Source organism: Bradyrhizobium sp. C-145, from assembly GCF_023375135.1.
Taxonomy (GTDB): domain Bacteria; phylum Pseudomonadota; class Alphaproteobacteria; order Rhizobiales; family Xanthobacteraceae; genus Bradyrhizobium; species Bradyrhizobium zhanjiangense.
Genome location: NZ_CP088150.1, coordinates 8,529,599 through 8,552,783 on the forward strand (window position 1 = coordinate 8,529,599; position 23,185 = coordinate 8,552,783).

24 protein-coding genes are annotated in these 23,185 nt (G+C 64.5%); 8 read left to right on the plus strand and 16 right to left on the minus strand.

The features are described 5' to 3' along the window. Positions 1 to 185: 185 nt before the first annotated feature. Positions 186 to 3,026, plus strand: a complete 2,841-nt coding sequence (locus LRP30_RS40095; protein WP_249758360.1) for a winged helix-turn-helix domain-containing protein — start codon at positions 186 to 188, stop codon at positions 3,024 to 3,026. A gap of 180 nt (positions 3,027 to 3,206) precedes the next feature. Here LRP30_RS40095 and LRP30_RS40100 read toward each other — a convergent pair whose 3' ends face one another. Further along, positions 3,207 to 3,878, minus strand: coding sequence for a response regulator transcription factor (locus LRP30_RS40100; RefSeq protein WP_130212328.1), 672 nt, complete (start codon positions 3,876 to 3,878; stop codon positions 3,207 to 3,209). 294 nt (positions 3,879 to 4,172) lie between these two features. On the opposite strand from LRP30_RS40100, the gene LRP30_RS40105 reads away from it, so the two are divergent. Next, positions 4,173 to 5,807, plus strand: coding sequence for an MFS transporter (locus LRP30_RS40105; protein WP_245473595.1), 1,635 nt, complete (start codon positions 4,173 to 4,175; stop codon positions 5,805 to 5,807). Between the two features lie 69 nt (positions 5,808 to 5,876). On the opposite strand, the gene LRP30_RS40110 is transcribed toward LRP30_RS40105, so the two are convergent. Next, positions 5,877 to 6,350 carry a secondary thiamine-phosphate synthase enzyme YjbQ gene (locus LRP30_RS40110; RefSeq protein WP_164935109.1) on the minus strand — a complete coding sequence of 158 codons (474 nt, stop codon included), beginning with the start codon at positions 6,348 to 6,350 and terminating at the stop codon, positions 5,877 to 5,879. A gap of 153 nt (positions 6,351 to 6,503) precedes the next feature. Then, positions 6,504 to 7,025 carry a hypothetical protein gene (locus LRP30_RS40115; protein WP_249758361.1) on the minus strand — a complete coding sequence of 174 codons (522 nt, stop codon included), beginning with the start codon at positions 7,023 to 7,025 and terminating at the stop codon, positions 6,504 to 6,506. 358 nt (positions 7,026 to 7,383) lie between these two features. Here LRP30_RS40115 and LRP30_RS40120 point away from each other — a divergent pair, with 358 nt between their 5' ends. The 5 genes from LRP30_RS40120 to LRP30_RS40140 all read left to right on the plus strand — a co-directional run bounded on the left by LRP30_RS40120 (position 7,384) and on the right by LRP30_RS40140 (position 10,023). Further along, positions 7,384 to 7,758 carry an AtpZ/AtpI family protein gene (locus LRP30_RS40120; RefSeq protein WP_091885261.1) on the plus strand — a complete coding sequence of 125 codons (375 nt, stop codon included), beginning with the start codon at positions 7,384 to 7,386 and terminating at the stop codon, positions 7,756 to 7,758. A 108-nt stretch (positions 7,759 to 7,866) separates the two neighbouring features. Further along, positions 7,867 to 8,616: a F0F1 ATP synthase subunit A gene (locus LRP30_RS40125; RefSeq protein ID WP_091885258.1), complete on the plus strand. Its 750-nt coding sequence runs from the start codon at positions 7,867 to 7,869 to the stop codon at positions 8,614 to 8,616. A 53-nt stretch (positions 8,617 to 8,669) separates the two neighbouring features. Continuing rightward, complete coding sequence (locus LRP30_RS40130; protein WP_007599451.1) at positions 8,670 to 8,900, plus strand: F0F1 ATP synthase subunit C; 231 nt, start codon at positions 8,670 to 8,672, stop codon at positions 8,898 to 8,900. A gap of 65 nt (positions 8,901 to 8,965) precedes the next feature. Continuing rightward, the gene (locus LRP30_RS40135; protein ID WP_128936812.1) at positions 8,966 to 9,532 is read left to right on the plus strand and encodes a F0F1 ATP synthase subunit B; all 567 of its coding nucleotides are present in this window, start codon (positions 8,966 to 8,968) and stop codon (positions 9,530 to 9,532) included. Between the two features lie 5 nt (positions 9,533 to 9,537). Beyond that, positions 9,538 to 10,023 (plus strand): ATP F0F1 synthase subunit B, encoded by a 486-nt coding sequence (locus tag LRP30_RS40140; protein WP_091885253.1) that lies wholly within the window; start codon positions 9,538 to 9,540, stop codon positions 10,021 to 10,023. A 213-nt stretch (positions 10,024 to 10,236) separates the two neighbouring features. Here the strand turns inward: LRP30_RS40140 and LRP30_RS40145 are convergent, their stop codons facing one another. The 5 genes from LRP30_RS40145 to LRP30_RS40165 all read right to left on the minus strand — a co-directional run bounded on the left by LRP30_RS40145 (position 10,237) and on the right by LRP30_RS40165 (position 15,555). Continuing rightward, positions 10,237 to 10,887, minus strand: a complete 651-nt coding sequence (locus tag LRP30_RS40145; protein ID WP_249761936.1) for a hypothetical protein — start codon at positions 10,885 to 10,887, stop codon at positions 10,237 to 10,239. A 146-nt stretch (positions 10,888 to 11,033) separates the two neighbouring features. Next, positions 11,034 to 11,621 (minus strand): GNAT family protein, encoded by a 588-nt coding sequence (locus tag LRP30_RS40150; protein WP_091885248.1) that lies wholly within the window; start codon positions 11,619 to 11,621, stop codon positions 11,034 to 11,036. Positions 11,622 to 11,657: 36 nt separating this feature from the next. Further along, positions 11,658 to 12,947, minus strand: a complete 1,290-nt coding sequence (locus LRP30_RS40155; RefSeq protein ID WP_128936814.1) for a pitrilysin family protein — start codon at positions 12,945 to 12,947, stop codon at positions 11,658 to 11,660. Then, the gene (gene thrC / locus LRP30_RS40160; RefSeq protein WP_249758362.1) at positions 12,944 to 14,362 is read right to left on the minus strand and encodes a threonine synthase; all 1,419 of its coding nucleotides are present in this window, start codon (positions 14,360 to 14,362) and stop codon (positions 12,944 to 12,946) included. The genes LRP30_RS40155 and thrC overlap by 4 nt, the downstream gene beginning before the upstream one ends. A gap of 548 nt (positions 14,363 to 14,910) precedes the next feature. Next, positions 14,911 to 15,555 (minus strand): response regulator transcription factor, encoded by a 645-nt coding sequence (locus LRP30_RS40165; protein ID WP_091885239.1) that lies wholly within the window; start codon positions 15,553 to 15,555, stop codon positions 14,911 to 14,913. A gap of 86 nt (positions 15,556 to 15,641) precedes the next feature. Here LRP30_RS40165 and LRP30_RS40170 point away from each other — a divergent pair, with 86 nt between their 5' ends. Then, entirely contained in the window at positions 15,642 to 16,982 is a 1,341-nt protein-coding gene (locus tag LRP30_RS40170; RefSeq protein WP_249758363.1) for a histidine kinase, read from the plus strand. 12 nt (positions 16,983 to 16,994) lie between these two features. On the opposite strand, the gene LRP30_RS40175 is transcribed toward LRP30_RS40170, so the two are convergent. The 8 genes from LRP30_RS40175 to ctaD form a co-directional block, all read right to left on the minus strand. Beyond that, entirely contained in the window at positions 16,995 to 17,360 is a 366-nt protein-coding gene (locus LRP30_RS40175) for a nuclear transport factor 2 family protein (RefSeq protein WP_091885231.1), read from the minus strand. A 114-nt stretch (positions 17,361 to 17,474) separates the two neighbouring features. Continuing rightward, a complete protein-coding gene (locus LRP30_RS40180) occupies positions 17,475 to 18,227 on the minus strand; it encodes an SURF1 family cytochrome oxidase biogenesis protein (protein WP_128936817.1) in 753 nt (250 codons plus the stop codon). After that, positions 18,224 to 18,625: a DUF983 domain-containing protein gene (locus LRP30_RS40185; protein WP_128936818.1), complete on the minus strand. Its 402-nt coding sequence runs from the start codon at positions 18,623 to 18,625 to the stop codon at positions 18,224 to 18,226. The genes LRP30_RS40180 and LRP30_RS40185 overlap by 4 nt, the downstream gene beginning before the upstream one ends. A 99-nt stretch (positions 18,626 to 18,724) precedes the next feature. Continuing rightward, complete coding sequence (locus tag LRP30_RS40190; RefSeq protein ID WP_091885221.1) at positions 18,725 to 19,621, minus strand: cytochrome c oxidase subunit 3; 897 nt, start codon at positions 19,619 to 19,621, stop codon at positions 18,725 to 18,727. 79 nt (positions 19,622 to 19,700) lie between these two features. Then, positions 19,701 to 20,339, minus strand: a complete 639-nt coding sequence (locus tag LRP30_RS40195) for a cytochrome c oxidase assembly protein (protein ID WP_128936819.1) — start codon at positions 20,337 to 20,339, stop codon at positions 19,701 to 19,703. Positions 20,340 to 20,343: 4 nt separating this feature from the next. Then, the gene (locus LRP30_RS40200) at positions 20,344 to 20,508 is read right to left on the minus strand and encodes a hypothetical protein (protein ID WP_018644977.1); all 165 of its coding nucleotides are present in this window, start codon (positions 20,506 to 20,508) and stop codon (positions 20,344 to 20,346) included. 7 nt (positions 20,509 to 20,515) lie between these two features. Beyond that, the gene (locus LRP30_RS40205; RefSeq protein WP_249758364.1) at positions 20,516 to 21,460 is read right to left on the minus strand and encodes a heme o synthase; all 945 of its coding nucleotides are present in this window, start codon (positions 21,458 to 21,460) and stop codon (positions 20,516 to 20,518) included. 60 nt (positions 21,461 to 21,520) lie between these two features. Next, positions 21,521 to 23,137 (minus strand): cytochrome c oxidase subunit I, encoded by a 1,617-nt coding sequence (gene ctaD, locus LRP30_RS40210; RefSeq protein ID WP_128936821.1) that lies wholly within the window; start codon positions 23,135 to 23,137, stop codon positions 21,521 to 21,523. Positions 23,138 to 23,185: the final 48 nt, after the last annotated feature.

Below are 23,185 nucleotides of genomic sequence, written 5' to 3' on the forward strand. Positions count from 1 at the left end.
AAGCTCTCCTTGCCGTCGCGCAACTGGACTAGCAGCGGCTGCCGCAGGACACCCGTTTGGAGTTGTGAGAAGTTGTGAGGCCTCAGTTCGCGCGCCTCACAAAGGCCTGCATCCACGGTCTGATGCCGATGCAGGGAGACGCCTTGCCCGATCGCAGGTCCCCCGGAAAGGATCAGGATTTCGCCATGACTGAACCGGCCGGGTCTGCGGTGCGAGCCCTATCGTTCGGGCCATTCACCGTGACGCCACATGAACGGCTGGTGACGCGCGACGGCGTCGCGCTGCCGCTCGGCGCGAAAGCGTTCGACATGCTCATCGCGCTGATGTCGCGGCCGAACCAGGTCGTCAGCAAGTGGGATTTGATGGCGCTGGTGTGGCCCGGCCTGACCGTTGAAGAAGCCAGTTTGCGCTTTCACATCGCAGCCCTTCGCAAGGCGCTCGGCGACGGCAAGGACGGCGCACGCTACATCACCACGCTGTCCGGCCGCGGTTATTGCTTCGTGGCGCCGATCTCGCAGACGATCATTCCGCCAGAGCGGCGCCCGGCGCCGCAAGGCGGCCTGTCGCCGGTGAAGCTGCCCAACCGGCTGCAACGGATGGTCGGGCGCGACGATGCGATCGCCGCCGTCTCGGACAAGCTCATCACCTCGCGCTTCGTCACGATTGCCGGCCCCGGCGGCGTCGGCAAGACTGCCGTGGCGATCGCGATCGCGCACGACCTGCTCGAGACCTTCGCCGATGCCGCTCACTTCGTCGATCTTGCCGCGCTCAGCGATTCCGATCTCGTGATCACCTCGATCCTGCTGATGCTGGGCTTGCCGCCGCAGACCGACGATCCCTTGCCCGCACTGCTCGCGCATTTCCACGACAAGAGGATGCTGCTGATCCTCGACAATTGCGAGCACGTCATCACTGCCGTGGCGCCGCTGGCTGCGGAGATATTCCACGCCGCGCCGCATGTCCATATCCTGGCCACGAGCCGCGAAGCCCTGCGCGTCGAGGGCGAGCAGGTCTATCGATTGGCGCCGCTCGCCGTTCCGCCGGACGGCTCCGGGCTCACGGTCGCTGCCGCGCGGACCTATCCCGCCCTTCAACTCTTCCTCGAACGTGCCACCGCCAGCGGCGCACAGATCGCGCTCGACGATGCCAATGCCGCGATCATCGCAAGGATCTGCCGCAAGCTCGACGGCATGGCCCTGGCGATCGAGCTCGCCGCCGGCCGGGTCGAAGCCTATGGCCTGGAGCAGACGGCAACGCTGCTCGACGAGCGCCTCAATCTGCTCTGGCAGGGCCAGCGCACCGCGCCGCCGCGACAGAAGACGTTGCAGGCGACCCTGGACTGGAGCTACGAGCTCCTGTCCGACACCGAGCGCCTGGTGCTGCGCCGGCTTGCGGTGTTCGCCGGGCACTTCACCATCGACGCCGCACTAGAGGTCGTCCCGGACGAACGCGTCGATCGCTCCCACCTGTTCGACGCCATCGACAGCCTCGTCGCCAAGTCCATGGTCGCGCCGCGACCGATCGGCGCCATGATGCGCTACCGCCTGCTCGACACCACGCGCGCCTATTTGCTCGATATCGAGCCGAACGACGCGGCACTCGCCGCACGTCATGCCACCTACTACCGGCAATGGCTGGAGCAGGCCGGCTCGACATGGGCCATGGTGCCGAGCGCCGACGAACGGGCGATCCACTTCTCCGCACTTCACAACGTGCGCGCCGCGCTGGACTGGTGCTTCGGCACGAACAGCAACGCCAGTATCGGCATTGCGCTCGTCGCTGCGGCGGCACCGATCTTCCTCGCAATGTCGCTGTTGATCGAATGCCGGCGTTGGTCGGAACGGGCGTTGCTTGCGATCGATCCCTCCTCGCGCGGCAGCACTGAGGAAATGCACATCCAGGCTGCCCTCGGCCTCACCTTGATGTTCACGCGGGGCGGCAGCGAAGCGGCGCGCGCCGCCCTGAGCCGGGGCCTTGCGATCGCCGAGGCGCGTGGCGACGAGATCAACCGGCTCCAGCTGCTCGGCCGCATGCATATCTTCCACGAGCGGATGGGAGAGTTCGACGCCGCGCTCGGTTACGCCCGGCAGAGCCTTGCCGTCGCCGAGGCGCTCGGCGATGCGGCCTCGATCGCACTCGCCCATTCGCTTCTGGGCGTCTCGCTGCATCTGGCCGGCGAGCATCGCGATGCGCTGACGATGCTGGAGGCCGCCTGGCAGGGGCCTGGCACGGAACGGATCAGCACGGTCTACGGCTTCGATCATCGCAACCGGGCCGGCATTTCGCTCGCACGAGAGCTTTGGCTGCAGGGCCGGCCCGCGCAGGCGCAGCGGCTGGCGCGGCAGACGGTCACCGAAGCCGCGCAGATGGATCATCCGATCACGCTCTGCATCGCGCTGATCTGGGCGGTCTCGATCGACCTCTGGAACGGAGACCTCGACGGCGCGGAAGCGAACATCGACCGATTCATCGCACACGCCGAATCGCGCTCGATGGGCCCGTACCTCGCGGTCGGCCGAGGCGTCAAAGGCGAGCTGGCAATCCGGCGGGGAAACGCCGCCGCCGGCGTCGAGACGATCAGGGCTTGTCTGCGCGAGCTCCACGACGCCGGCTACGAGCTGCTCACCACGACCTTCAACGTCGCGATGGTTCAGGGCTTGTTGGCACTCGGACAGATCGAGCAGAGTGCGCGCCTGGTCGATGATGCGATCCGCCTCGTCGAGCAAAGCGGCGATCACCTCTACATGCCGGAGCTCTTGCGGATGAAAGGCAGAGTTCTGTTGTCGCTACCGCAGCCGAAGTCTGAGCAAGCAGAGGTCTATTTGATGCAATCCCTGGATTTGAGTTGCCGCAAAGGCGCAAAAGCCTGGGAACTGCGGGCCGCGATCGATCTTGCCGGGCTATTTGCCGAACGCGGGCAGCGCGAGCAGGCGAAGCGATCACTTCGATCGGCCCTCGATGGCTTTGTCGAGCGCTCGGACTCGGCGGACATCCGCGCCGCCAGCACGCTTCTACGAACATTATGACGATAACGGCACTGCCAATGCGCCGTATCCGGCTCCGTTATCCTGAGGCGCGAGTGGCACGATGCGCAGCATCACGCCGGGAGCCTCGAAGGATGAACGGCCAAGGAGACAGCCGGGCCGTTCATTCTTCGAGGCCTCCGCTACGCTCCGGCACCTCAGGATGACGGATATGACCGGCCCTCACCCCGTCGGGGTGCCCTGCTTCCATTGGCCGCCGGCGATTTTCGCGGCGGCGATCACCGCCTGGGTGCGGCTCTCGACGCCGAGCTTTTGCAGGATGGCCGAGACGTGCGCCTTGATGGTGGCCTCGGAGACGCCGAGCTCGTAGGCGATCTGCTTGTTGAGGAGGCCCTCCGAGAGCATCATCAGGACCCGGACCTGCTGTGGCGTCAGCGTCACCAGGCGATCGCGCAAGCGGGTCATGTCGGGGTCGGCAGCGGCCGACAGATCGGTGTCGGCGGGAACCCAGACGTCGCCTTCCATCACCTTGAGGATGGCGTCGCGCAACGTCTCGACACCGAACCGCTTCGGGATGAAGCCGGAGGCGCCGAAATCGAGCGAGCGGCGGATCGTGGCGCTGTCGTCGGAGGCCGAGACGATCACGACCGGGATCGCCGGATATTGCGCCCGCAGATAGATCAGGCCGGAAAAGCCGGAGATCCCGGGCATTGAGAGGTCGAGCAGGACCAGATCCACGTCGGAGGTCTGTTCCAGCAGCTTGGTCAGATCCTCGAACGATCCGGCCTCGTCGATCCTGGCCGAGGTCAGGACGCCCGCCACCGCCTGTCGCAGCGCGTCGCGGAACAGGGGATGATCATCGGCAATGACGAGATGGGTCGTGGGAGCGTTCATCGTTCTCTTGCTGTCGTTCGCGACCGGCCGGCGAGTCGATGCGGCGGCGTGTCAATTCTTCCCTGCCCGGCCGTGGCATGCAAGTGCACATTATCCCTTTGCTGCAAAGGGGTTAATCCGCAACCTCGTCCGGCCGCGCCGCACCCGATACCAGCACCGTCAGCTGCGCGTCAGTGCGCAAGGCCAAAAGTCGTATTGGGGAGGATTTCACGGCGATGTTACCTTAACGATCAGGTCGCCCGGCTTTCCGACAACAGCCGGGTTGCGAAACAACCGTTTGGGGAGCGAAAACTGATGACCATGGCTGCGACCGCGGACGGGACCGTCCGCACCCGAGGGATGACTGGCGAAGAGCGAAAGGTCATTTTCGCCTCTTCACTTGGCACCGTCTTCGAGTGGTACGATTTCTACATCTACGGCACGCTCGGCGCCTTCCTGGCAAAATACTTCTTCTCAAACGTGCCGCCGAATGTCGGCTTCATCTTCGCACTGCTCGCCTTCGCAGCCGGCTTTGCAGTCCGCCCCTTCGGCGCACTGATTTTCGGCCGGCTCGGCGACATGATCGGCCGCAAATACACGTTCCTCGTCACCATGACGCTGATGGGCGTCGGCACCTTCTTCATCGGTCTGCTGCCGGGCTATGCGAGCTGGGGCCTCGCCGCGCCGATCGTGCTGATTGGTCTGCGCCTGATCCAGGGCCTGGCACTCGGCGGTGAATATGGCGGTGCGGCGACTTACGTTGCCGAACATGCCCCGCAGAACCGGCGTGGCTATTACACGTCGTGGATTCAGACCACCGCGACGCTCGGTCTGTTTCTGGCGCTGCTGCTGATCCTCGGGATCCGCACCGCGATGGGCGAAGAGGCATTCGGCGATTGGGGTTGGCGCATTCCGTTCCTGCTCTCCGGCGTCCTGCTGGCGGTTTCGATCTGGATCCGCTTGAGCCTGAACGAGTCGCCGGTGTTCCAGCGCATGAAGGAAGAGGGCAAGACCTCGAAGCGCCCGCTCACCGAAGCCTTCGGCGAATGGAGCAATGCCAAGATCGCTATCTTGGCGCTGTTTGGCGCCACGGCCGGTGAAGCGGTGGTGTGGTACGGCGGACAGTTCTATGCCCTGTTCTTCCTCACCCAGACCCTGAAGGTACCGGCCGTGCCGGCGCAGATCATGATCGTGGTTGCGCTCGCCCTGGGCACGCCCTTCTTCATCATCTTCGGAATTTTGTCCGACAAGATCGGCCGCAAGCCGATCATCCTCGCCGGCTTCCTGCTTGCGATGGTGACCTACTTCCCGATCTTCAAGGGCATCACCCACTTCGCCAATCCGAAGCTCGAAGCAGCGCTGGCAGCCTCGCCAGTGACGGTGATCGCCGACCCCAGCGAGTGCTCGTTCCAGTTCAAGGCAACGGGCACTGAGAAGTTCACCACCGGCTGCGACATCGCCAAGGCCGCACTGGTGAACTTGTCGGTGAACTACCAGAACCAGGATGCGCCGAAGGGCACGGCGGCGACGGTCAAGATCGGCGAGCAGACGCTCACGTCCACCTCGCCCGATTTCGCCAAGGCTTTGCCCGCAGCGATCAAGGCTCATGGCTATCCGGCTTCCGCCGATCCGAACGACATCAACTATGTCATGACGACGGTCCTGCTCTGGATTCTCGTGATTTACGTGACGCTGGTCTACGCGCCGATCGCCGCCTGGCTGGTTGAGCTGTTCCCGAGCCGAATCCGCTACAGCGGCATGTCGCTGCCCTACCACATCGGCAACGGCTGGTTCGGCGGCTTCCTGCCGGCGACGGTGTTTGCGATCGTGGCTGCTACCGGGAACATCTATTCCGGCCTGTGGTACCCGGTCGCCATTGCCGCGATGAGTCTGGTGATCGGTTTCCTGTTCCTGCCGGAAACCAAGGACGTCGACATCAAGCAGATCTAGTTGAGATCGGCCGGAACCAAGGCTCCGGCAATCAGACACGAACGGCCGCGGATTCCGCGGCCGTTTTGCTTATGACGTCGCGCCGACGAACTGCAGTACCACCTCGCGCCGATGCGGCCGGCTGCGATGCTCGATCAGATAGATCGCCTGCCAGGTGCCGAGCGCGAGCTTGCCGTTCAGGACCGGGACCTGGAGCGAGGCTCCCGTCAGCATCGTCTTGATATGCGCGGGCATGTCGTCGGGCCCCTCGGTGTCATGCATCCATCCGGCGTTCTCCGGCGCGAGCCGGGACAGCGCCGTGGCGAGATCGGCGAGCACGGAGGGGTCGGCATTCTCCTGGATCGTCAGCGAAGCCGAGGTGTGACGGATAAACAGCGTCAGCGCGCCGTCGCGCGCGTGAGCTTCGGCGATGAACTTGGCTGCCTCGCTGGTCAGATCGGTGAAGCCGCGGCCCGGCGTCTGCACGGTGAGCAGCGACGATGTGACGGCGGTGGCCTGCACCGACGAGGGCGCCGAACGTGTTACCGATTTGCCTGATGTCATCGAAAATTCCTCCGGAAGCGCCGTAGGGTGGGCAAAGGCGCAAAGCGCCGTGCCCACGTCTTCTCTCGTCATCGTGGAAACATGGTGGGCACGGCGCAAGGCGCCTTTGCTCACCCTACAAGAGCTCAATGCTTTGGCCGCGCGAAGGGGTCCTCAAATCTTCCCCGACACGTCCTTCTGCACGCGGTTGGCCATGTCGATCAGCCGGCGCCAGGCTCTTTCCAGGAACGACATCACACGATCGAGATCCTGGTCGCTCGGCAGCGGGATCTCGATCTTGCGCTCGCCCTCGGCGGCCCTCGGCTCCGCCTTCTTGAGCGGATCGGATTTCGGCAGCGGCTCGTCGATCTTTCCCGACACCGTCGGCCCGGCCGCGAGCTGACCCTTCAGCTTCTCGACTTCGGCCTGAAGCCGGCCGATCTCGGCATCGAGTGCGGACCGCTCGTCGGGCACCGCGTAGCAAGCCCAGCCAGCGCCGTTCTTGGTGCAGGTCGACATGGCGCCGGTGCGGGTGTCGAGCCGCAACACGCCCTCGGGGATCGGCGTCATGCTGTAGCGGCCGTTTTCACTGTCGGGAGCGGATTGCGCGGCGGCGAAGCCACCGCTGACGACGATCACCACGGCGAACGCGGCTACCGCAAACCATGATGTTGTGGATGACGTCACAGGTCTCATCTTGCGCTCCGCCACGACGTGCAGGTGGCACTTTCGTAATTCTACACCCGCCGAGGCCATCCGCCGCCCAAAACGCATCACCGATATCAACAACCGCGACGGTCCCTTTGATCCCGGCAGCGCGGCGAAATGGCGGCTGCATCCGCCGATTATACGGAGAGCTGCTGCGGTGCGGCGTCACGCTGTGTGCAGCGCTGCTGTGTGCGCCAATATCATTAATTAAATCAGATACATAACAGAAAGCGACGCAATCGTGACTTGGCTTGACTTGATTATAGGCCATCAGTATGGTCCGCGCGGCTTTTGAGGGTGGCGGGCGTAATTTCCATTCAGCCGCGGCGTTTCGGGTCTTCGTTGCATGACACAGGGCACGGGACACGGTGAGAATGGAGATCGCGATAGATCGTCCGAGGAAGCTGCGCTTTCCGAACGGCTCGGAAGTCTTGATCAGCGGTTGTCCGAACTTCGGGACCGGCGGAGCAAGACCGAGCAACCCGCAGGTGACGGTGAAGACGGAGCGGCCAGAGCCTCGGCGATGGCGCTTGGTTTCCGGTTATCCTCGGAGTTGGTCGCCGGCGTCGTTGTCGGAGCGGGGATTGGCTGGGGGTTCGACCGCTTGCTGTCGACGTCGCCTTTCGGATTTATCGTGTTCCTGCTGCTGGGCTTCGTCGCCGGCGTGGTGAATGTGGTGAGAACGGCGGGCGCGGGTCAAAACAGGCGCGGTGGTTCTTAGGCGATCCCCAGGAGAGGAATGATCGTGCCGGCTCGCCGGTACGGGCCGGCCCGGCCGGCAGACCGAGACCCGCCGGCATTGCCCGGCAGACCAAGAGATGCCGCGCTGATGAAAATCGACCCGATCCACCAGTTCAACATCGAGCCTCTCTTCACTCTGGGCCATATCGGCAATCATACGATCGCCTTCACCAATTCGTCGCTCTACATGCTGGTGGCCGTGGCGATCATCTCGATCCTGATGCTCGCCAGCGGCACGCAGCTGATTCCCGGGCGTCTGCAGTCCGTCGCAGAAATCTCCTACGAATTCGTCGCCTCGACCATCCGTTCGACGGCCGGCGCGGAAGGCATGAAGTTCTTCCCGCTGATCTTCTCGCTGTTCATGTTCATCTGCGTCTCGAATCTGGTGGGTATCATCCCCTACACCTTCACGGTGTCGAGCCACCTGATCGTCACCGCGGCGCTCGCGCTCCTGGTGTTCTTCACCGTCCTGATCTACGGCGTCTACAAGAACGGCCTGAAATTCTTCAAGATTTTCGTTCCCCACGGCGTCCCCATCTACATCCTGCCGCTGGTCATGTTCATCGAGGTCCTGTCGTTCTTCCTGCGGCCGGTCTCCCACAGCGTCCGTCTCTTCGCCAACATGCTGGCCGGCCACATCGCGCTGAAGGTGTTCGCAGGCTTCGTCGCCATGCTCGGCTTCTCGCTCGGCGCCATCGGCTGGGTCGGCGGCGTGCTGCCGCTGGCCCTCACGGTCGCGCTGACCTCGCTCGAGATTCTGGTCGCGTTCCTCCAGGCCTATGTGTTCGCGATCCTGACCTGCATCTACCTCAACGACGCCATTCATCCGGGACACTGAGCGGTCCGGGGAATTTCCACCCACAACGCAATCTTTCTTCCAAGGAGTCTAAAATGGATCCGGCAGCAGCAAAACTTATCGGCGCGGGCATCGCGTGCATCGGCATGGGCGGTGCGGGCGTCGGCGTGGGCGTGATCTTCGGCAACTACCTCGCCGCGGCCGTTCGCAATCCGTCGGCCGCTCAGGGCCAGTTCGGCAACCTGATCTTCGGCTTCGCCGTGACCGAAGCGCTCGGCATCTTCTCGCTGCTGATCGCGCTGCTGCTGCTGTTCGTTCCGCTCTGAGGACGACGTTTTTCGCGCCGTTCCAGCCCATGGGACGGCGCGCGTGACAGCAACAGGAGAACTCCATGGCTGAGAGTCATGGCGACGCAAAAGGTCCGGCGGCGGGCGCTCACACCGAGGCTGACGGTGGTCACCACGGTGGCGGTTTTCCGCCGTTCGAGAGCAGCAGCTTTGCTTCACAGCTGGTGTCGCTCGCGATCTTCTTCGTCCTGCTTTACGTGATCGTGTCCAAGCTCGCTCTGCCGCGCATCGGCGGTGCGATCGAGGCGCGGCAGAACAAAATCGAGGGCGACCTCGCCGAAGCGCAGAAGCTGAAGGACCAGTCCGACGCGGCGCTGAAGGCCTATGAAAGCGAGCTCGCTTCGGCGCGCACGCGGGCACAGGCGATCGGCAACGAATCCCGCGACAAGGCGAATGCGCAGGCGGACGCCGAGCGCAAGGCGCTGGAAGAGCAATTGGCGGCCAAGCTCGCCGGGGCGGAGAAGACCATCGCCTCGACCCGCGCTGCCGCCATGAGCAACGTCCGCGGCATCGCGGCCGATGCGGCAGGCCAGATCGTGCAGCAGCTCACCGGCGTCGTTCCCGACGCAGCGTCGGTCAATGCCGCGGTCGATGCGTCCTTGAAGGGTTAGTCGAGATGTTCTTCGAACCTGAATTTTGGGTCGCCGTCGCCTTCGTGATCCTGATGGTCGTGTTCGGCTATCTCGGGATCTTCAAGACGGCGATGACCGCGCTCGATCATCGCGCCGACCGCATCAAGGCCGAGCTCGACGACGCCGCACGTCTCAAGCAGGAGGCAGCCAAGGTGCTCGCCGACTACAAGGCGCGCAGTGCCGCGGCCGAGCGCGAGGCTGCCGACATCATCGCCAATGCCAAGTCCGAAGCCGAGCGCATCGCGGCCGACGCCAAGGCGAAGATGGAAGACTTCGTCGCCCGCAGAACCAAAACTGCGGAGAGCAAGATCGCGCTCGCCGAGGCCCAGGCGCTGGCCGATGTCCGCGCCGCAGCCGCCGAAGCCGCCGTCCAGGCCGCCTCGACGATCCTGTCGCAGTCGGTCAAGGGCCAGGTCGCCGACGACCTGCTCGCCAAGGGCATCAACGAGGTTCGGCAGAAGCTGAACTGAGGATTTTGCCTTCACCAATCAAAAAGCCGGCGCGATGAGCGCCGGCTTTTTTGTTTTCGACGCCACGTCAACAAGTACGGTGTCATAGTACGCCGCGGCCCCTCGGTTCTAACCTTGCTGTCTCGGATTACTGGATTGCCCGCCGGAGCCTGTCATCGGGCTCGCCGAAGGCGAGACCCGGTGGCGGGCAATGACAGCTGAGGTCGTAGCCAATTACTTCCTCTTCCGCCCCTTCGGCTCGGGCGAGAGTGCCTGCGGGTCGAAGCCGACATAGAAGATGTAGGAATCGGCGACCGCGGCTGAGGGCATCGGGTAAGCCAGATCTTCGGCGACGAAGGTGAAAGGCACGCTACCGCCCTCCGACATCTCGACCGTGGTCCGGTAGGCCTTCGAGGCGATCACCTTCTCGCCGACGCCGCCCTGCACCACGGCAATACGCAAGGGGACCTCGACCGTCGCAGGCGCGCCGGCGGGACCGGCGATGACACGGCCCTGGATTCCGATCCGGGCGGTAATATCGCTGCCGCTCCGGGCGCATTCGCGCGCCATCTTGGTAATCGTGGCCTGGAAGCGGATCTCATTGCCGACAGCCGGCTTGCCGCTGGCGCCAACCGCATAGGTGGAGGCGCCGGCGCGCACAGTGACCTGCGGGCAATCGACGTCGTCATCGGCTGGCTGGCCGGGCGCGGGCGCCGGCTTGGGCTGGGCCGGCTCGTCGGACTTGCCCCCGAACAGGCTCTTGAAGCGGTCGCTCAAGGACTGGGCCGCCACCGGCGAAACGGACGCGAGCGCAATCGACAACGCCAGCGCGACCGCCGTCCCTTGCCGCAATGCATTCCGCGATGACCGAAGCTCCTTCACCATCGACACCCATACTCCATGACAGCATTCCGGCCGATCGCAGGCCGGCCCGCGCCGTTATATCGCCAAAATCGGCGAACCCAAGGCAGGTAAATTACGGCAGCAAGCAAGGCGGGACGATCAAGACTTTGGCCGCAGGAGGTGGCTGCTCAGCCGCGAAAATCCTCATGCAGCAGGCCGAACAGCAGGTGATCCTGCCAGATCCCGTTGATGCAGAGATAGCGGCGCGCCAGCCCCTCGCGGGAGAAGCCGCACTTCTCCAGCACCCGGATCGACGGCGCATTGGTGGGGATGCAGGCGGCCTCGACCCGGTGCAGGTTGAGCTCGCCGAACAGCGTCGGCAGCAGCACCCGCAGTGCCGCGGTCATGTAGCCGCGATGGGCGTAGGGCTGCCCAATCCAGTAGCCGATGGTGCCGGCCTGCACGATGCCGCGCCGTACATTGGCCAGCGTGATGCCGCCGACCATGGCGCCGTCGAGCTCGCGAAAGATCAGAAAGGGATAAGAACGATCCGCGGCGATGTCCTCGGAATAGCGGCGCAGGCGGCGGCGGAAGCCGGACCGGGTGAGATCGTCCGAGGGCCAGATCGGCTCCCAGGGCGTGAGGTAGTCGCGGCTGCTTTCGCGCAAGTGAGCCCATTGCAGGAAATCCGACATCTGCGGAGCGCGCAGCAGCAACCCGTTGCCGCGCGGCACGAGTGCGGCGGGTCCACTGGATGGCAGGCGAAAGAGGGCCATGGTGATGCTTCCGGGGGCGGCGCCCCTGCGCGGCTCCTAATGCAGCCGAGCCTTGGCGCGCGCCCGGGTCAATCCTTCCGCAAAAGACACCGCCGTGTCCAGCCCCCTGCCGCTGCCCAATGCGACGACCGCAGGGCGGCTGCGCGAAAGCAGCGCACGTGCGGCATCCCGGGTCGATTCGACGCTGACGGCGTCGATTCGGGCCACCAGCTCCTGCACGGTCTGCGGCCGGCCATAGGCCAGCACATGCCGGGCAAGCTGCTCGGCACGGGACGAGCAGCTCTCCAGCGCCATCAACAGGCCCGCCTTCATCTGCGCCTTGGCCCGCGCGATCTCGGCCTCGGTCAGGGTTTCCACCGAATCATTCATGATGTCGATCACGACCTCCATCATCTCCGGCGCGTCGGCGGGATCGGTGCCGGTGTAAAGGCCGAAGAAGCCGGTGTCGGTGTAGGGAGCGTGGAAGGTGTAGATGGAGTAGCAGAGGCCGCGCTTCTCGCGCACCTCCTGGAACAGCCGCGACGACATCCCGCCGCCGAGAATGTTGGTGAAGACCTGGAGCGAAAACAGCGACAGGTCGGTCTGCGGCACCCCTTCGAGCGCCAGCGTCAGATGCGCCTGCTCGAGCTCGCGGTGGACCACTTTGGCGCCGCCCTGGCCGAACTGGGCGGATTGCGGCTTCGGTCCCGGTGTCGCCTCAAAGCCCGCGAAACGCTTCTCGACCTCGGCGACGACCTGCTTGTGATCGACCGCGCCGGCGGCGGCCACCACCATGTCGGGCCCGCGATAATGCGTCGACAGATAGCCGCGGAGCATGTCGCGGTTGAAGCCGCGCAGCGTCTTGGCGGTGCCGAGCAGCGAACGGCCCATCGGCTGGTCGGGATAGCAGAGCTCGTTCAGATGCTCGAACACGACGTCGTCGGGGGTGTCCTGCGCAGCCCCGATCTCCTGCACGATGACGTTCTTCTCGCGCTCCAGCTCGTCCGACTCGAAAACGGGATTGGCGAGGATGTCGGCGAGCACGTCGAGCGCGAGCGGCACGTCGGCTTTCAGCACCCGCGCGTAATAGGACGTGGTCTCGGTCGAGGTGCCGGCATTGAGGTCGCCGCCGACCGCTTCGATCTCCTCGACGATCTCGCGCGAGGAGCGCTTGGTCGTGCCCTTGAACGCCATGTGCTCCAGAAGATGCGAGATGCCGTGCTCGTTCGGCTTCTCGTCGCGCCCGCCGACGCCAGCCCAGACGCCGAGCGCCGCAGTCTCGAGATGGGGCATCTTGTCGGTGACGATGGTCAGGCCGGAGGCAAGCTTGGAAATCTCGACGCTCATCCGGCAACTCCCTGCTTTGCGGCGCGGCTGACCGACAGCACGAACCGCTCGACCTCGGCCTGATCGTTCTTCATCACCTTCATGTGCTCGGATTTGGTCATCAATCCGTCGAGCCAGGCGGGCAGTTGCGGCCGCTGGCCGCAGGCCGCCTCGACCGCGTCGGGGAATTTGGCCGGATGGGCCGTGGAGAGCACGATGCTCGGGACCGTTGTGTCGGTGGTGTCGCGGTCGGCGACCGCGAGCGCCACTGCGGTATGCGGATCGACCAGCTCGCCCGCCTCGCGCCAGGCGGCGCGGATCGCAGCCGCGGTTTCGGTCTCGTCGGCGCGGCCTGCGTCGAACTCCCCGCGGATCGCGGCCAGCGTCGCATCGGGCAGCACGAAGCGTCCGGACTGTTTCAGAGAATCCATCAGGCGACGCACACCAGCCGCATCGCGCTGGCCGGCTTCGAACAGCAGCCGCTCGAAATTTGAGGAGATCTGGATGTCCATGGACGGCGACGCCGTGGCGTGCACCTCGCGCACCTCGTAGATCCCGGTCTTGAGCGTGCGGGCCAGGATGTCGTTGACGTTGGCGGCGATGCGCAGCGTGCGCACCGGCAGGCCCATGCGCTTGGCGACGTAGCCGGCAAAGATGTCACCGAAATTGCCGGTCGGCACGACGAAATCCACCGCGCGCGCCGGTGCACCGACGGCGACGGCCGAGGTGAAATAGTAGACCACCTGGGCAACGATACGCGCCCAGTTGATCGAGTTGACGCCGGACAGTGACGTCGCATCGCGGAAGCGATGGTTGTTGAACATCCCCTTCACGAGCGCCTGGCAGTCGTCGAAGGTGCCTTCGACGGCGAGCGCTTGCACATTGGCCGCACCCGTCGTCGTCATCATCCGCTGCTGGACCTCTGAGATGCGGCCATGCGGGAACAGCACGATGAGGTCGACATTCTCCAGACCCGCAAAGGCTTCGACCGCGGCGCCGCCGGTATCGCCGGAGGTCGCGACCACGATGGTGGTACGCTGGCCGCGCTTGGCGAGCACATGGTCCATCAGCCGCGAGATCAGCTGCATCGCCACGTCCTTGAAGGCGAGCGTCGGGCCGTGGAACAGCTCCAGCACGAACTGGTGCGGCGACATCTGGCGCAGCGGCACCACCGCGGGATGGCGGAAGGTGGCGTAGGCCTCGTTGGCCATGCGGCCAAGCTCGGCGTCCGTGATCTCGCCGCCGGCGAAGGGACGAATCACGTCGACCGCGACCTCCCAATAGGGGCGGCCGAAGAAGCCGGCGATGGCCTGCGCCGAAAGCTGCGGCCAAATGGCCGGCACATACAGGCCGCCATCGCGGGCGAGCCCGGTGAGCATCACGTCACAGAAGCCGAGTTCGGGGGCCTCGCCCCGGGTCGAGATATAACGAGTCAAACTGCCCTCCAAAGGCCGACCGAGCCTGAGCCCGCTCGTTAAGCCTTTGATTTTACGAAAATACTTGTTAACAGCCAGCGGCTTTCGGCCACCATAAAGTGTTTTGCGGCATCGGGAAACCGCTTCCGGTCGCTCCCGTTGCTCAATGAAAAAGGGCCGCGGCATTGCCGCAGCCCTTCTCTTGGAAGGTCTGTCGTTGTGTGCAGACCGGTTTGCCTCGTCGGGTCCCCCGACCCGCTAAAACTGTTCGCCCAAGCTTTCGTCAGCTGTCGTCAAATCGTCAAGAGCCAAAACGGCAGGCGACGAACGATGTTCCTATTTTTCCCGGCGCGCTCAGCGCATTCTGTCGCGGATACGTGCAATGACTCGCTTCATATTGCCGTTTTCTCCCGAAACCATGGCCGGCCTGAGGAACGAATGCCGCGGCGACCGATTGGGTCGGCGGAGGGTGCCGGCCATCGCCCATGCATTGCCCGGCCGATGGCGACACCGATCCGTCGACCGAACCGCTGCATCCTGGAGCAGCCGGTTCGGTCGTTGGCGGGAGGTCAATTCATCCCGATTTCCACGGCGATCCGGATCAGATCGGAATGGTTCTTGGCCCCGAGCTTCTGCTTGAGTAGGGACGTGGTGTTCGCGACGGTTTTGTAGGAGATGCCGAGCGCCTCGGCGACTTCGACGATTTTGTCGCCGCGTCCGAGCAGGCGGAGAATCTCGAGCTCCCGCGGCGTCATCTGCGAGGCTGGATTGGCCTTGATCGCCGCACCGGAAAACGTCACGGCTTCCGCAAGCTGCGGCGAGATGAAATTGTCGCCGGCGACCACCTTGCGCACCGCTTTCAGCAGGATCCTGGGATCGTCGCCCTTGGAGACATAACCCTGCGCCCCAAGCTCGACCGCCCGCACTACGAAGGCTGGATCGTCGTTCATGCTGAACATGATGATCTTGGCGCCCGGATCGTCCTTGCGGATGCGTCGCATCAGCTCGAAGCCGGAGACATCAGGCAGGCTGATGTCGATCACGGTGACGTCGGGCCGCTTGCTGACATAGGCGCGATGCCCGGATTTGGCGTCGGTCGCCTCGTCGATACGGATCGAGTGGTCGGAGGCGAACAGGGTGCGACAACCGGACAGCACCACGGGATGGTCGTCGACGATCAGGACCCTGGTCGCCGGTCTGGCGGTATCTTGCATCGCGCGCTCTCTTGTTTTTCGACTCATAGACCGGCGGGAACAAATGGAAAGAGAGAATCCCACCAAAACACGTTAGAATTGACCTAATGTGGCAACGGCTCTCATTCCGGACGCAATTGTTTCTTCCGCTCGGCGCGAGCCTTCTCGCGGCACTGATCCTGGGCGGCATGCTGCTTCAGACCTTCGCAGGGGGCCAGCTCGCTGAGGAGAATGAGCCGCGCCAGCGTTCGACCCTGGCAATCGCCACCGCGCTCAACAACACCCTGCGCGCGTCGGACAATCCACGGCAGACACTCGATGCCTTTGTCCATTCATTGGGTACCTCCTCCGATATCCAATTCCGCGCCGCCGAGGAGGGTCCCGCGTCCTCTCCGAAAGGCGGCCTGCGCAACCTGCATGGCGTGCCGCAATGGTTCATCGAGCTGCTTGTCATCCCGGAGATGGACGCGGCGTCCCCGGTCATCATCGATGGCAGGCGTGTAGGAGATCTCGTCTTCCTCCCGGACCTGTCGGCCGACTTGTTCGAGAAATGGATCGGCTTTCTCGCGCTGATCTGCCTCGTCCTGGCGCTCATGGTGCTCACGGGCACCATCGCCTATGTCTTCGCCGGATCGGCGCTGCGGCCCCTGCGAAATCTCGGCGAGGGGCTCACGCGGATACGGCGCGGCGACTACGCAACGCCGATTCCCGTCGCCGGCCCGCCGGAGATCCGGCAGAGCTGCGAGGAGGCCAATTCGCTGGCCGCAACGCTGGCGCAATTGAGCGCGGACAATCGCAACCTCCTGCACCGCCTGGTGTCGCTCCAGGATGACGAGCGGCGCGACCTCGCCCGCGAGATGCATGACGAACTCGGGCCGCTGTTGTTCAGCATCCGCGCCGGGACGATCGCCTTGATCGAGGCATCTTCACCTGCAGGAAATCTCGGCAATTCGGCGCAGGAGGTGCTGCAATCGGTCGAGGCGCTCCAGCAGACCAACCGCCGTATTCTCGACCGGCTGCGACCGCTCTATATCGAGGAGCTGGGCCTCGCGACCAGCGTGCAGACACTGCTGCAAAACTTTCGCAAGCAGTCACCGCATATCGGCCTGACGGCCACGATCGATCCCCATCTCAACGGGATCGACGGACCGCTCGCCCAGACCGTGTATCGCGTGATCCAGGAGGCGCTGACCAACGTGCTGCGCCATGCCAAAGCCAGCAATGCCCATGTGCAGGCGACTGCCGCCGGCGAGACGCTCGTCATCGAGATCTCCGACGATGGCGGCGGCTTTCCCGCCGGCAACGTCTTCGGCCGGGGTCTGACCGGCATGCATGAGCGCGTGCGCGCGCTCAGCGGGTCGCTGTCACTGCTGCGCGCGGATGACCGAACCTATGTACGCTGCCGTCTTCCGGTCGAGACGACGCGGGATGCGTCATTATCAGGCTAGCACGCGATCAGGCTAGCACGCGCAACCGGCATGCGCGCTCTGCCGCGCCGGCTCGCACAGCGTGCTGCGAATCTTGCCTTCGGGGCTGAAGCGAAACGAAGCATGAATGTGCAGCGCGCCGGCGACGGAATATTCGAGTTCGACGCCATGAGGCGCGGGATGAATCTCCTCCAGTCCGAAACCCACCGACGCGAAGGCGCTGAGCCGCGGCTGCCAATAGGCTTCGAGCTCGCTCCGGCCACAATATCGGTGCATGCCGTTGCACATGCATTCGAGCTGGGCGTCGTCGGCATAGAGATCGAGCAGCGTCGTGAGGTCGCCCTTCCGACAGGCGTCCACCCAATCGACGACAATTCCCATCTGATCAAAATCACTCACGCTGCAATCCTCTGCCGGGGACAAGCACTGGCGGCTTAGGACTACACTCGTGAATATGCGCTGAACGGTAAAGCCCGGGCGATACCGGGTTCCCTCGTGGATCTACGGACAAATTCAGCTCGGCCGCCGCCCCCTCACCCACACCGCAAAAGCGATCAACAGGGCGCCTGCGAGCGTGAACCAAGTGATGGCGTATTGCAGGTGATCGTCTTTCAAATGCACGTCGAGCGGACCGGGACGTGGAATGCCGTTCTCGGGCATCGGCTGCTCGAGATCGACATAAAACGGCGCGACCGTCCCCCAGCCGAGCGCGCTCGCGATTCCCCGATGATCGCGCACGAACCAGAGTCGCTTGTCGCGGTTCTCCGCCGGTGTCAGCCAGCCTGCTGGTTCCGGGAACCGGAGGTAGCCGGTGAGCACGACCGGCTGGCCCGTGACGAGCTTCCTCACCGCGCGATCCTCGACACTGCGATCCTGCATCGTGTTCTCGACGAAGCCGGCATCGATCACGACCATCTCGCCGCTCGGAAGCCGCGCCGGCAGGAACGCCCAGGTGCCGGGGCCGGCGGCGTCCTTGCGCACGGCCGAGCCGGATGAATAGACCATCGCATCGGGCAGCGGGGCGTAGATTGCGGTGAAGCTGACGCGGCGGAATTCGTCGCGCGCGGGATTGAGCGCAGCCCATTGCGCGGGCGCCGGCAGCGCGACCGGCGCTGCCGCAAGCCGTTCGGTGAGAGCGGCGATCAGCTCGTGCTTGGCTGTCCGGCGCTGTAATTGCCAGATGCCGAGTGCGACGAAGACAGCCGTCAGGAGCAGCGTGAACAGCGCAAAGCCGGCCACGCGAGGCTTGCGCACACTCGCGTTCATTTCGCCCGGTCGATGAGCCGGCCCGGCGCTGCCTTGTGGTGGAATTGCAGCGCGATCAGCAGCGACTTCATCGCGCGCAACGGCAACAGCGTGGTGGCGAGGATCAGTGGCAGCCAGAGCACCGCATGCAGCCAGAACGGCGGCTGATACTTGACCTCGACGACGAGCGCGCAGCCGACCACGATCGCTCCAGCCAGCATGATGATGAAGATCGCCGGCCCGTCGCCGCTATCGATGAAAGCGTAGTCGAGCCCGCAGCGGTCGCAGCGAGGCGCGAGCGTCAGGAAGCCCGCATAGAGCTTGCCCTCGCCGCAGCGCGGACATTTGCAGGCGAGCCCGCGCAGCGCGCTTTGCAGGACGGTGGTTTCGGGCTCGGATGGGCCGGTGGTGTCGTTCATGATGGCAAACTCTATCACAGTTTCCGCCGAAGCTTGCGGCGGCCGGAAAGCGAAAGGGCGGCCCAGCGGCCGCCCCTTCTGATCATCTGCCTCGCAGGCTCAGTGCGCACCGTGGGCCATGGTCTCGGCGCCGTGACCCCAGACATAGATGCAGAGGAACAGGAACAGCCAGACCACGTCGACGAAGTGCCAGTACCAGGCAGCGAACTCGAAGCCGAGATGCTGCTTCGGCGTGAAGTGGCCGGCATAGGCGCGGAACAGGCAGACCAGCAGGAAGATGGTGCCGACCAGCACGTGGAAGCCATGGAAGCCGGTCGCCATGAAGAAGGTCGCACCGTAGACGTTGCCGCCGAACGAGAACGCCGCGTGGCTGTACTCATAGGCCTGCACGCAGGTGAAGAGCGCACCCAACACGACGGTGAGGATCAGGCCGTATTTCAGGCCCTGACGATCGTTCTCGAGCAGCGCGTGGTGCGCCCAGGTCACGGTGGTGCCGGAGGTGAGCAGGATCAGCGTGTTCAGCAGCGGCAGATGCCAGGGATCGAAGGTCTCGATGCCCTTTGGCGGCCAGGTGCCGGGAACGGAGCAGGCGCCGGCCTGGGTGCCGAGGCCGCAGCCGAACACGGCATCGCGGGTGGCATGGACGGCGTCGGCCGGGAACAGCGCCGCGTTGAAATAAGCCCAGAACCAGGCCACGAAGAACATCACCTCGGAGGCGATGAACAGGATCATGCCGTAGCGGTGATGAAGCTGCACGACGCGGGTGTGATCGCCCTTGTACTGGGCTTCCTTGATCACGTCGCCCCACCAGCTCGCCATGGTGTAGAGCACGCCGACGGTACCGACACCGAACACGATCGGCGCAGCCGAGAACATGTGGTGCATCCAGGCGATCGCGCCGACCGCCATGATGAAGGCCGACAGCGAGCCGACGGCCGGCCAAGGAGAGGGATCGACCAGATGATAGTCGTGATGCTTGGTGTGCGCCGTTGCCATTTGCGGTCTCTCTCCTCAATCCCGTGCCTATCAGGCACTTATCCCCTTGTGTCCAACCCCCGAGCCATGAACCCGGCGATCAGAGATTTCCCTTGCGTTTGTCGCGTTCGCCGGATGCCAGCGGCTTCACCACGGGATCCTTCACCGGATAGAACGTGTAGGACAGCGTGATCGTGCTCAGCCCGTCATTCTCGTGATCGTCGGCGATCGATGGATCGACGTAGAACACGACCGGCATCTCCCGTTTCTCGCCGGGCGCCATGGTCTGCTCGGTGAAGCAGAAGCAGTTGATCTTCTGGAAGTATGACCCAACCGTCAGCGGCGCGACGTTATAGGCGGCCTGGCCCGCGGTGGTGCGCGCGGCCTGGTTGGTCACGGTGTAGTAGATGGTCGTGACCTGACCGATGTTGACCTCGATCTCGCTCTGCTCGGGCTCGAACTTCCAGGGCAGGCCCGGCGCGACGTTGGAATCGAAACGCACCGAGATTTTTCGCGCGATCGGGCCGGTCGCCGGCGCGGAGGTCGCGACCTGGGTGGTGCCGTTGAAGCCGGTAGCGCGGCAGAACCAGTTGTAGAACGGCACCGCCGCGTAGGATGCCCCCACCATCAGCGCCACCACGCCGCCGCAGATCGAGGCGACCACCACATCGCGACCCAGCCCGCGGCGCTTAGCCGGCTTGGCGCTGACGTCCTGCGATATGGTCGGCTCGTGATCCATCTTCCTACATCGGCCGCACTAGAACTGCCGGTCCCTTGACCATGGTGACGGCGAAGAACAGCACCACGAGCACGCCGAGCGCCAAAGCAATGGCGATCGAGCGCTGACGACGGCTCTTCTTCTGCGCCTCGGTGAGGACGATTCCATCTGGCTCGGGTTTGTCGGCCATCCCTGCCTCATGCGCCCCATGCCATCGGAGCAAGCGCCCGGAACACGACCTCGGCCAGCAAGGTTGCGAATAGCGCGAACAGATAAAGGATTGAGAAGGCAAACAGCTTGCGGGTCGCGCGCAGCGACTGGCTGCGCTCGCGGCGCATGTAGACGTTGATGGCGAGCACCAGCATGCCGGCGCCAAGGATCAGCGAGACGATGCCGTAGATGGCGTCGAAATAGCCGAGCGCCCAGGGCGCGGCGGCGACCCCGATCAGCACGATGGTGTAGAGCAGGATCTGGAGGCGCGTCGCGTCGGGACCGGCGACATTGGGCAGCATCGGAATGCCGGCACGGGCGTAATCGTCCGAGCGGAATAGCGCCAGCGCCCAGAAATGCGGCGGCGTCCAGAAGAAGATGATGGCGAACAGCAGCAGCGGCTCGACGTCGACCGTGCCCGTCACGGCGGCCCAGGCCACCACCGGCGGCAGCGCGCCGGCGGCGCCGCCGATCACGATGTTCTGTGCGGTCCAGCGCTTCAGACACATCGTGTAGATCACGACGTAGAAGAAGATGGTGAAGGCGAGCAGCGCGCCCGCGATCCAGTTGACGAGGATGCCGAGCGTCATCACCGAGAAGAAGGCGAGCGTCATGCCGAACGCCATCGCCTCGGGACGGGTGATGCGGCCGCGCGGGATCGGCCGGTTCGCCGTGCGCGACATCTTGGCGTCGATGTCGCCTTCGAGCGCCATGTTGAGCGCGCCGGAGGCACCGGCACCGACGGCGATGCAGAGCAGCGAGGTGATCGCCAGCACCCAGTGGAAATGCCCGGGCGCCATCGCCATCCCGACCAGCGCGGTGAAGATCACCAGCGACATCACCCGCGGCTTGAGCAGCGCGATGTAATCGCCGACCTCCGCTTCGGAGATGCGGGGATTGATGTCGATGGCGTTGTGGTCGAGGACGGACACTTAATTCAACTCGCTTCGTGAAGAGCCGCGGCGCCCGTCACGGGCGCCGCGGACGATGACTTACTGCACGCGAGGCAGCACTTCGAACTGGTGGAACGGCGGCGGCGAGGACAGCGTCCACTCCAGCGTGGTTGCGCCCGCACCCCACGGATTGTCGCCAGCCGGCACCTTGCGGGCGAAAGCGTCGATCACGCAGTAGAGGAAGATCAAGACGCCGAAGCCGGAGATGTAGGAGCCGACCGAGGAGACCAGGTTCCAGCCCGCAAACGCATCGGGATAGTCGACGTAGCGGCGCGGCATGCCCGACAGGCCGAGGAAGTGCTGCGGGAAGAACACCAGGTTGACGCCGATGAAGGTGACCCAGAAGTGCAGCTTGGCGAGCCACTCATTGTACATGTAGCCCGACATTTTCGGGAACCAGTAGTACCAGCCGGCGAAGATCGCGAACACGGCGCCGAGCGACAGCACGTAGTGGAAGTGCGCGACGACGTAGTAGGTCTCCTGGAGCACGCGATCGACGCCCGCGTTCGCCAGCACGACGCCGGTGACGCCGCCGACCGTGAACAGGAAGATGAAGCCCACGGCCCAGATCATCGGCGCGCGGAATTCGATCGAGCCGCCCCACATCGTGGCGATCCAGGAGAAGATCTTCACGCCGGTCGGGACTGCGATGACCATCGTGGCGGCGACGAAATAGGCCTGCGTCGCCGAGGACATTCCGACCGTGTACATGTGGTGCGCCCACACCACGAAGCCGATGCCGCCGATCGCGACCATGGCGTAAGCCATGCCGAGATAGCCGAACACGGGCTTGCGCGAGAAGGTCGAGACGATCTGGCTGATCATGCCGAAGCCGGGCAGGATCAGGATGTACACCTCGGGGTGACCGAAGAACCAGAACAGGTGCTGGAACAGCACGGGATCGCCGCCGCCGTCGGGCGCGAAGAACGTCGTGTGGAAATTGCGGTCGGTGAGCAGCATGGTGATCGCACCGGCAAGCACCGGCAGCGACAACAGCAGCAGGAACACCGTCACCAGGATCGACCAGACGAACAGCGGCATTTTGTGCAGGGTCATGCCCGGCGCGCGCATGTTGAAGATCGTGGTGATGAAGTTGATGGCGCCGAGGATCGACGAGGCACCGGCAAGGTGCAGCGACAGGATCGCGAAGTCGACGGCCGGGCCCGGATGGCCCGAGGTCGACAGCGGCGCGTAGATGGTCCAGCCGGCGCCGACGCCGTTGGCGCCCGGCTCGCCCTCGACGAAGGTCGAGCACAGGAGCAGCGCGAAGGAGGCCGGTAGCAGCCAGAACGAGATGTTGTTCATGCGCGGGAACGCCATGTCCGGCGCGCCGATCATCAGCGGCACGAACCAGTTGCCGAAACCGCCGATCATCGCGGGCATGACCATGAAGAAGATCATGATCAGGCCGTGGCTGGTCACGAAGACGTTGTAGGTGTGCGTCTCGTGGAAGATCTGCACGCCCGGATACATCAACTCGGCGCGGATCGCGATCGACATCGCCGCACCAATGAGGCCGGCGATGACCGCGAAGATCAGGTACATCGTGCCGATGTCCTTGTGGTTGGTCGAATAGACGTAGCGCCGCCATCCGGTCGGATGGGCGTGCTCGTCATGATGCGCGTGATCGCCGTGTGCCGCTGCGCTCGTTGCCATTTTCAAATCCTGCCTTGCGTCCCATTCGGACCTTATGCGGTCCCGCCC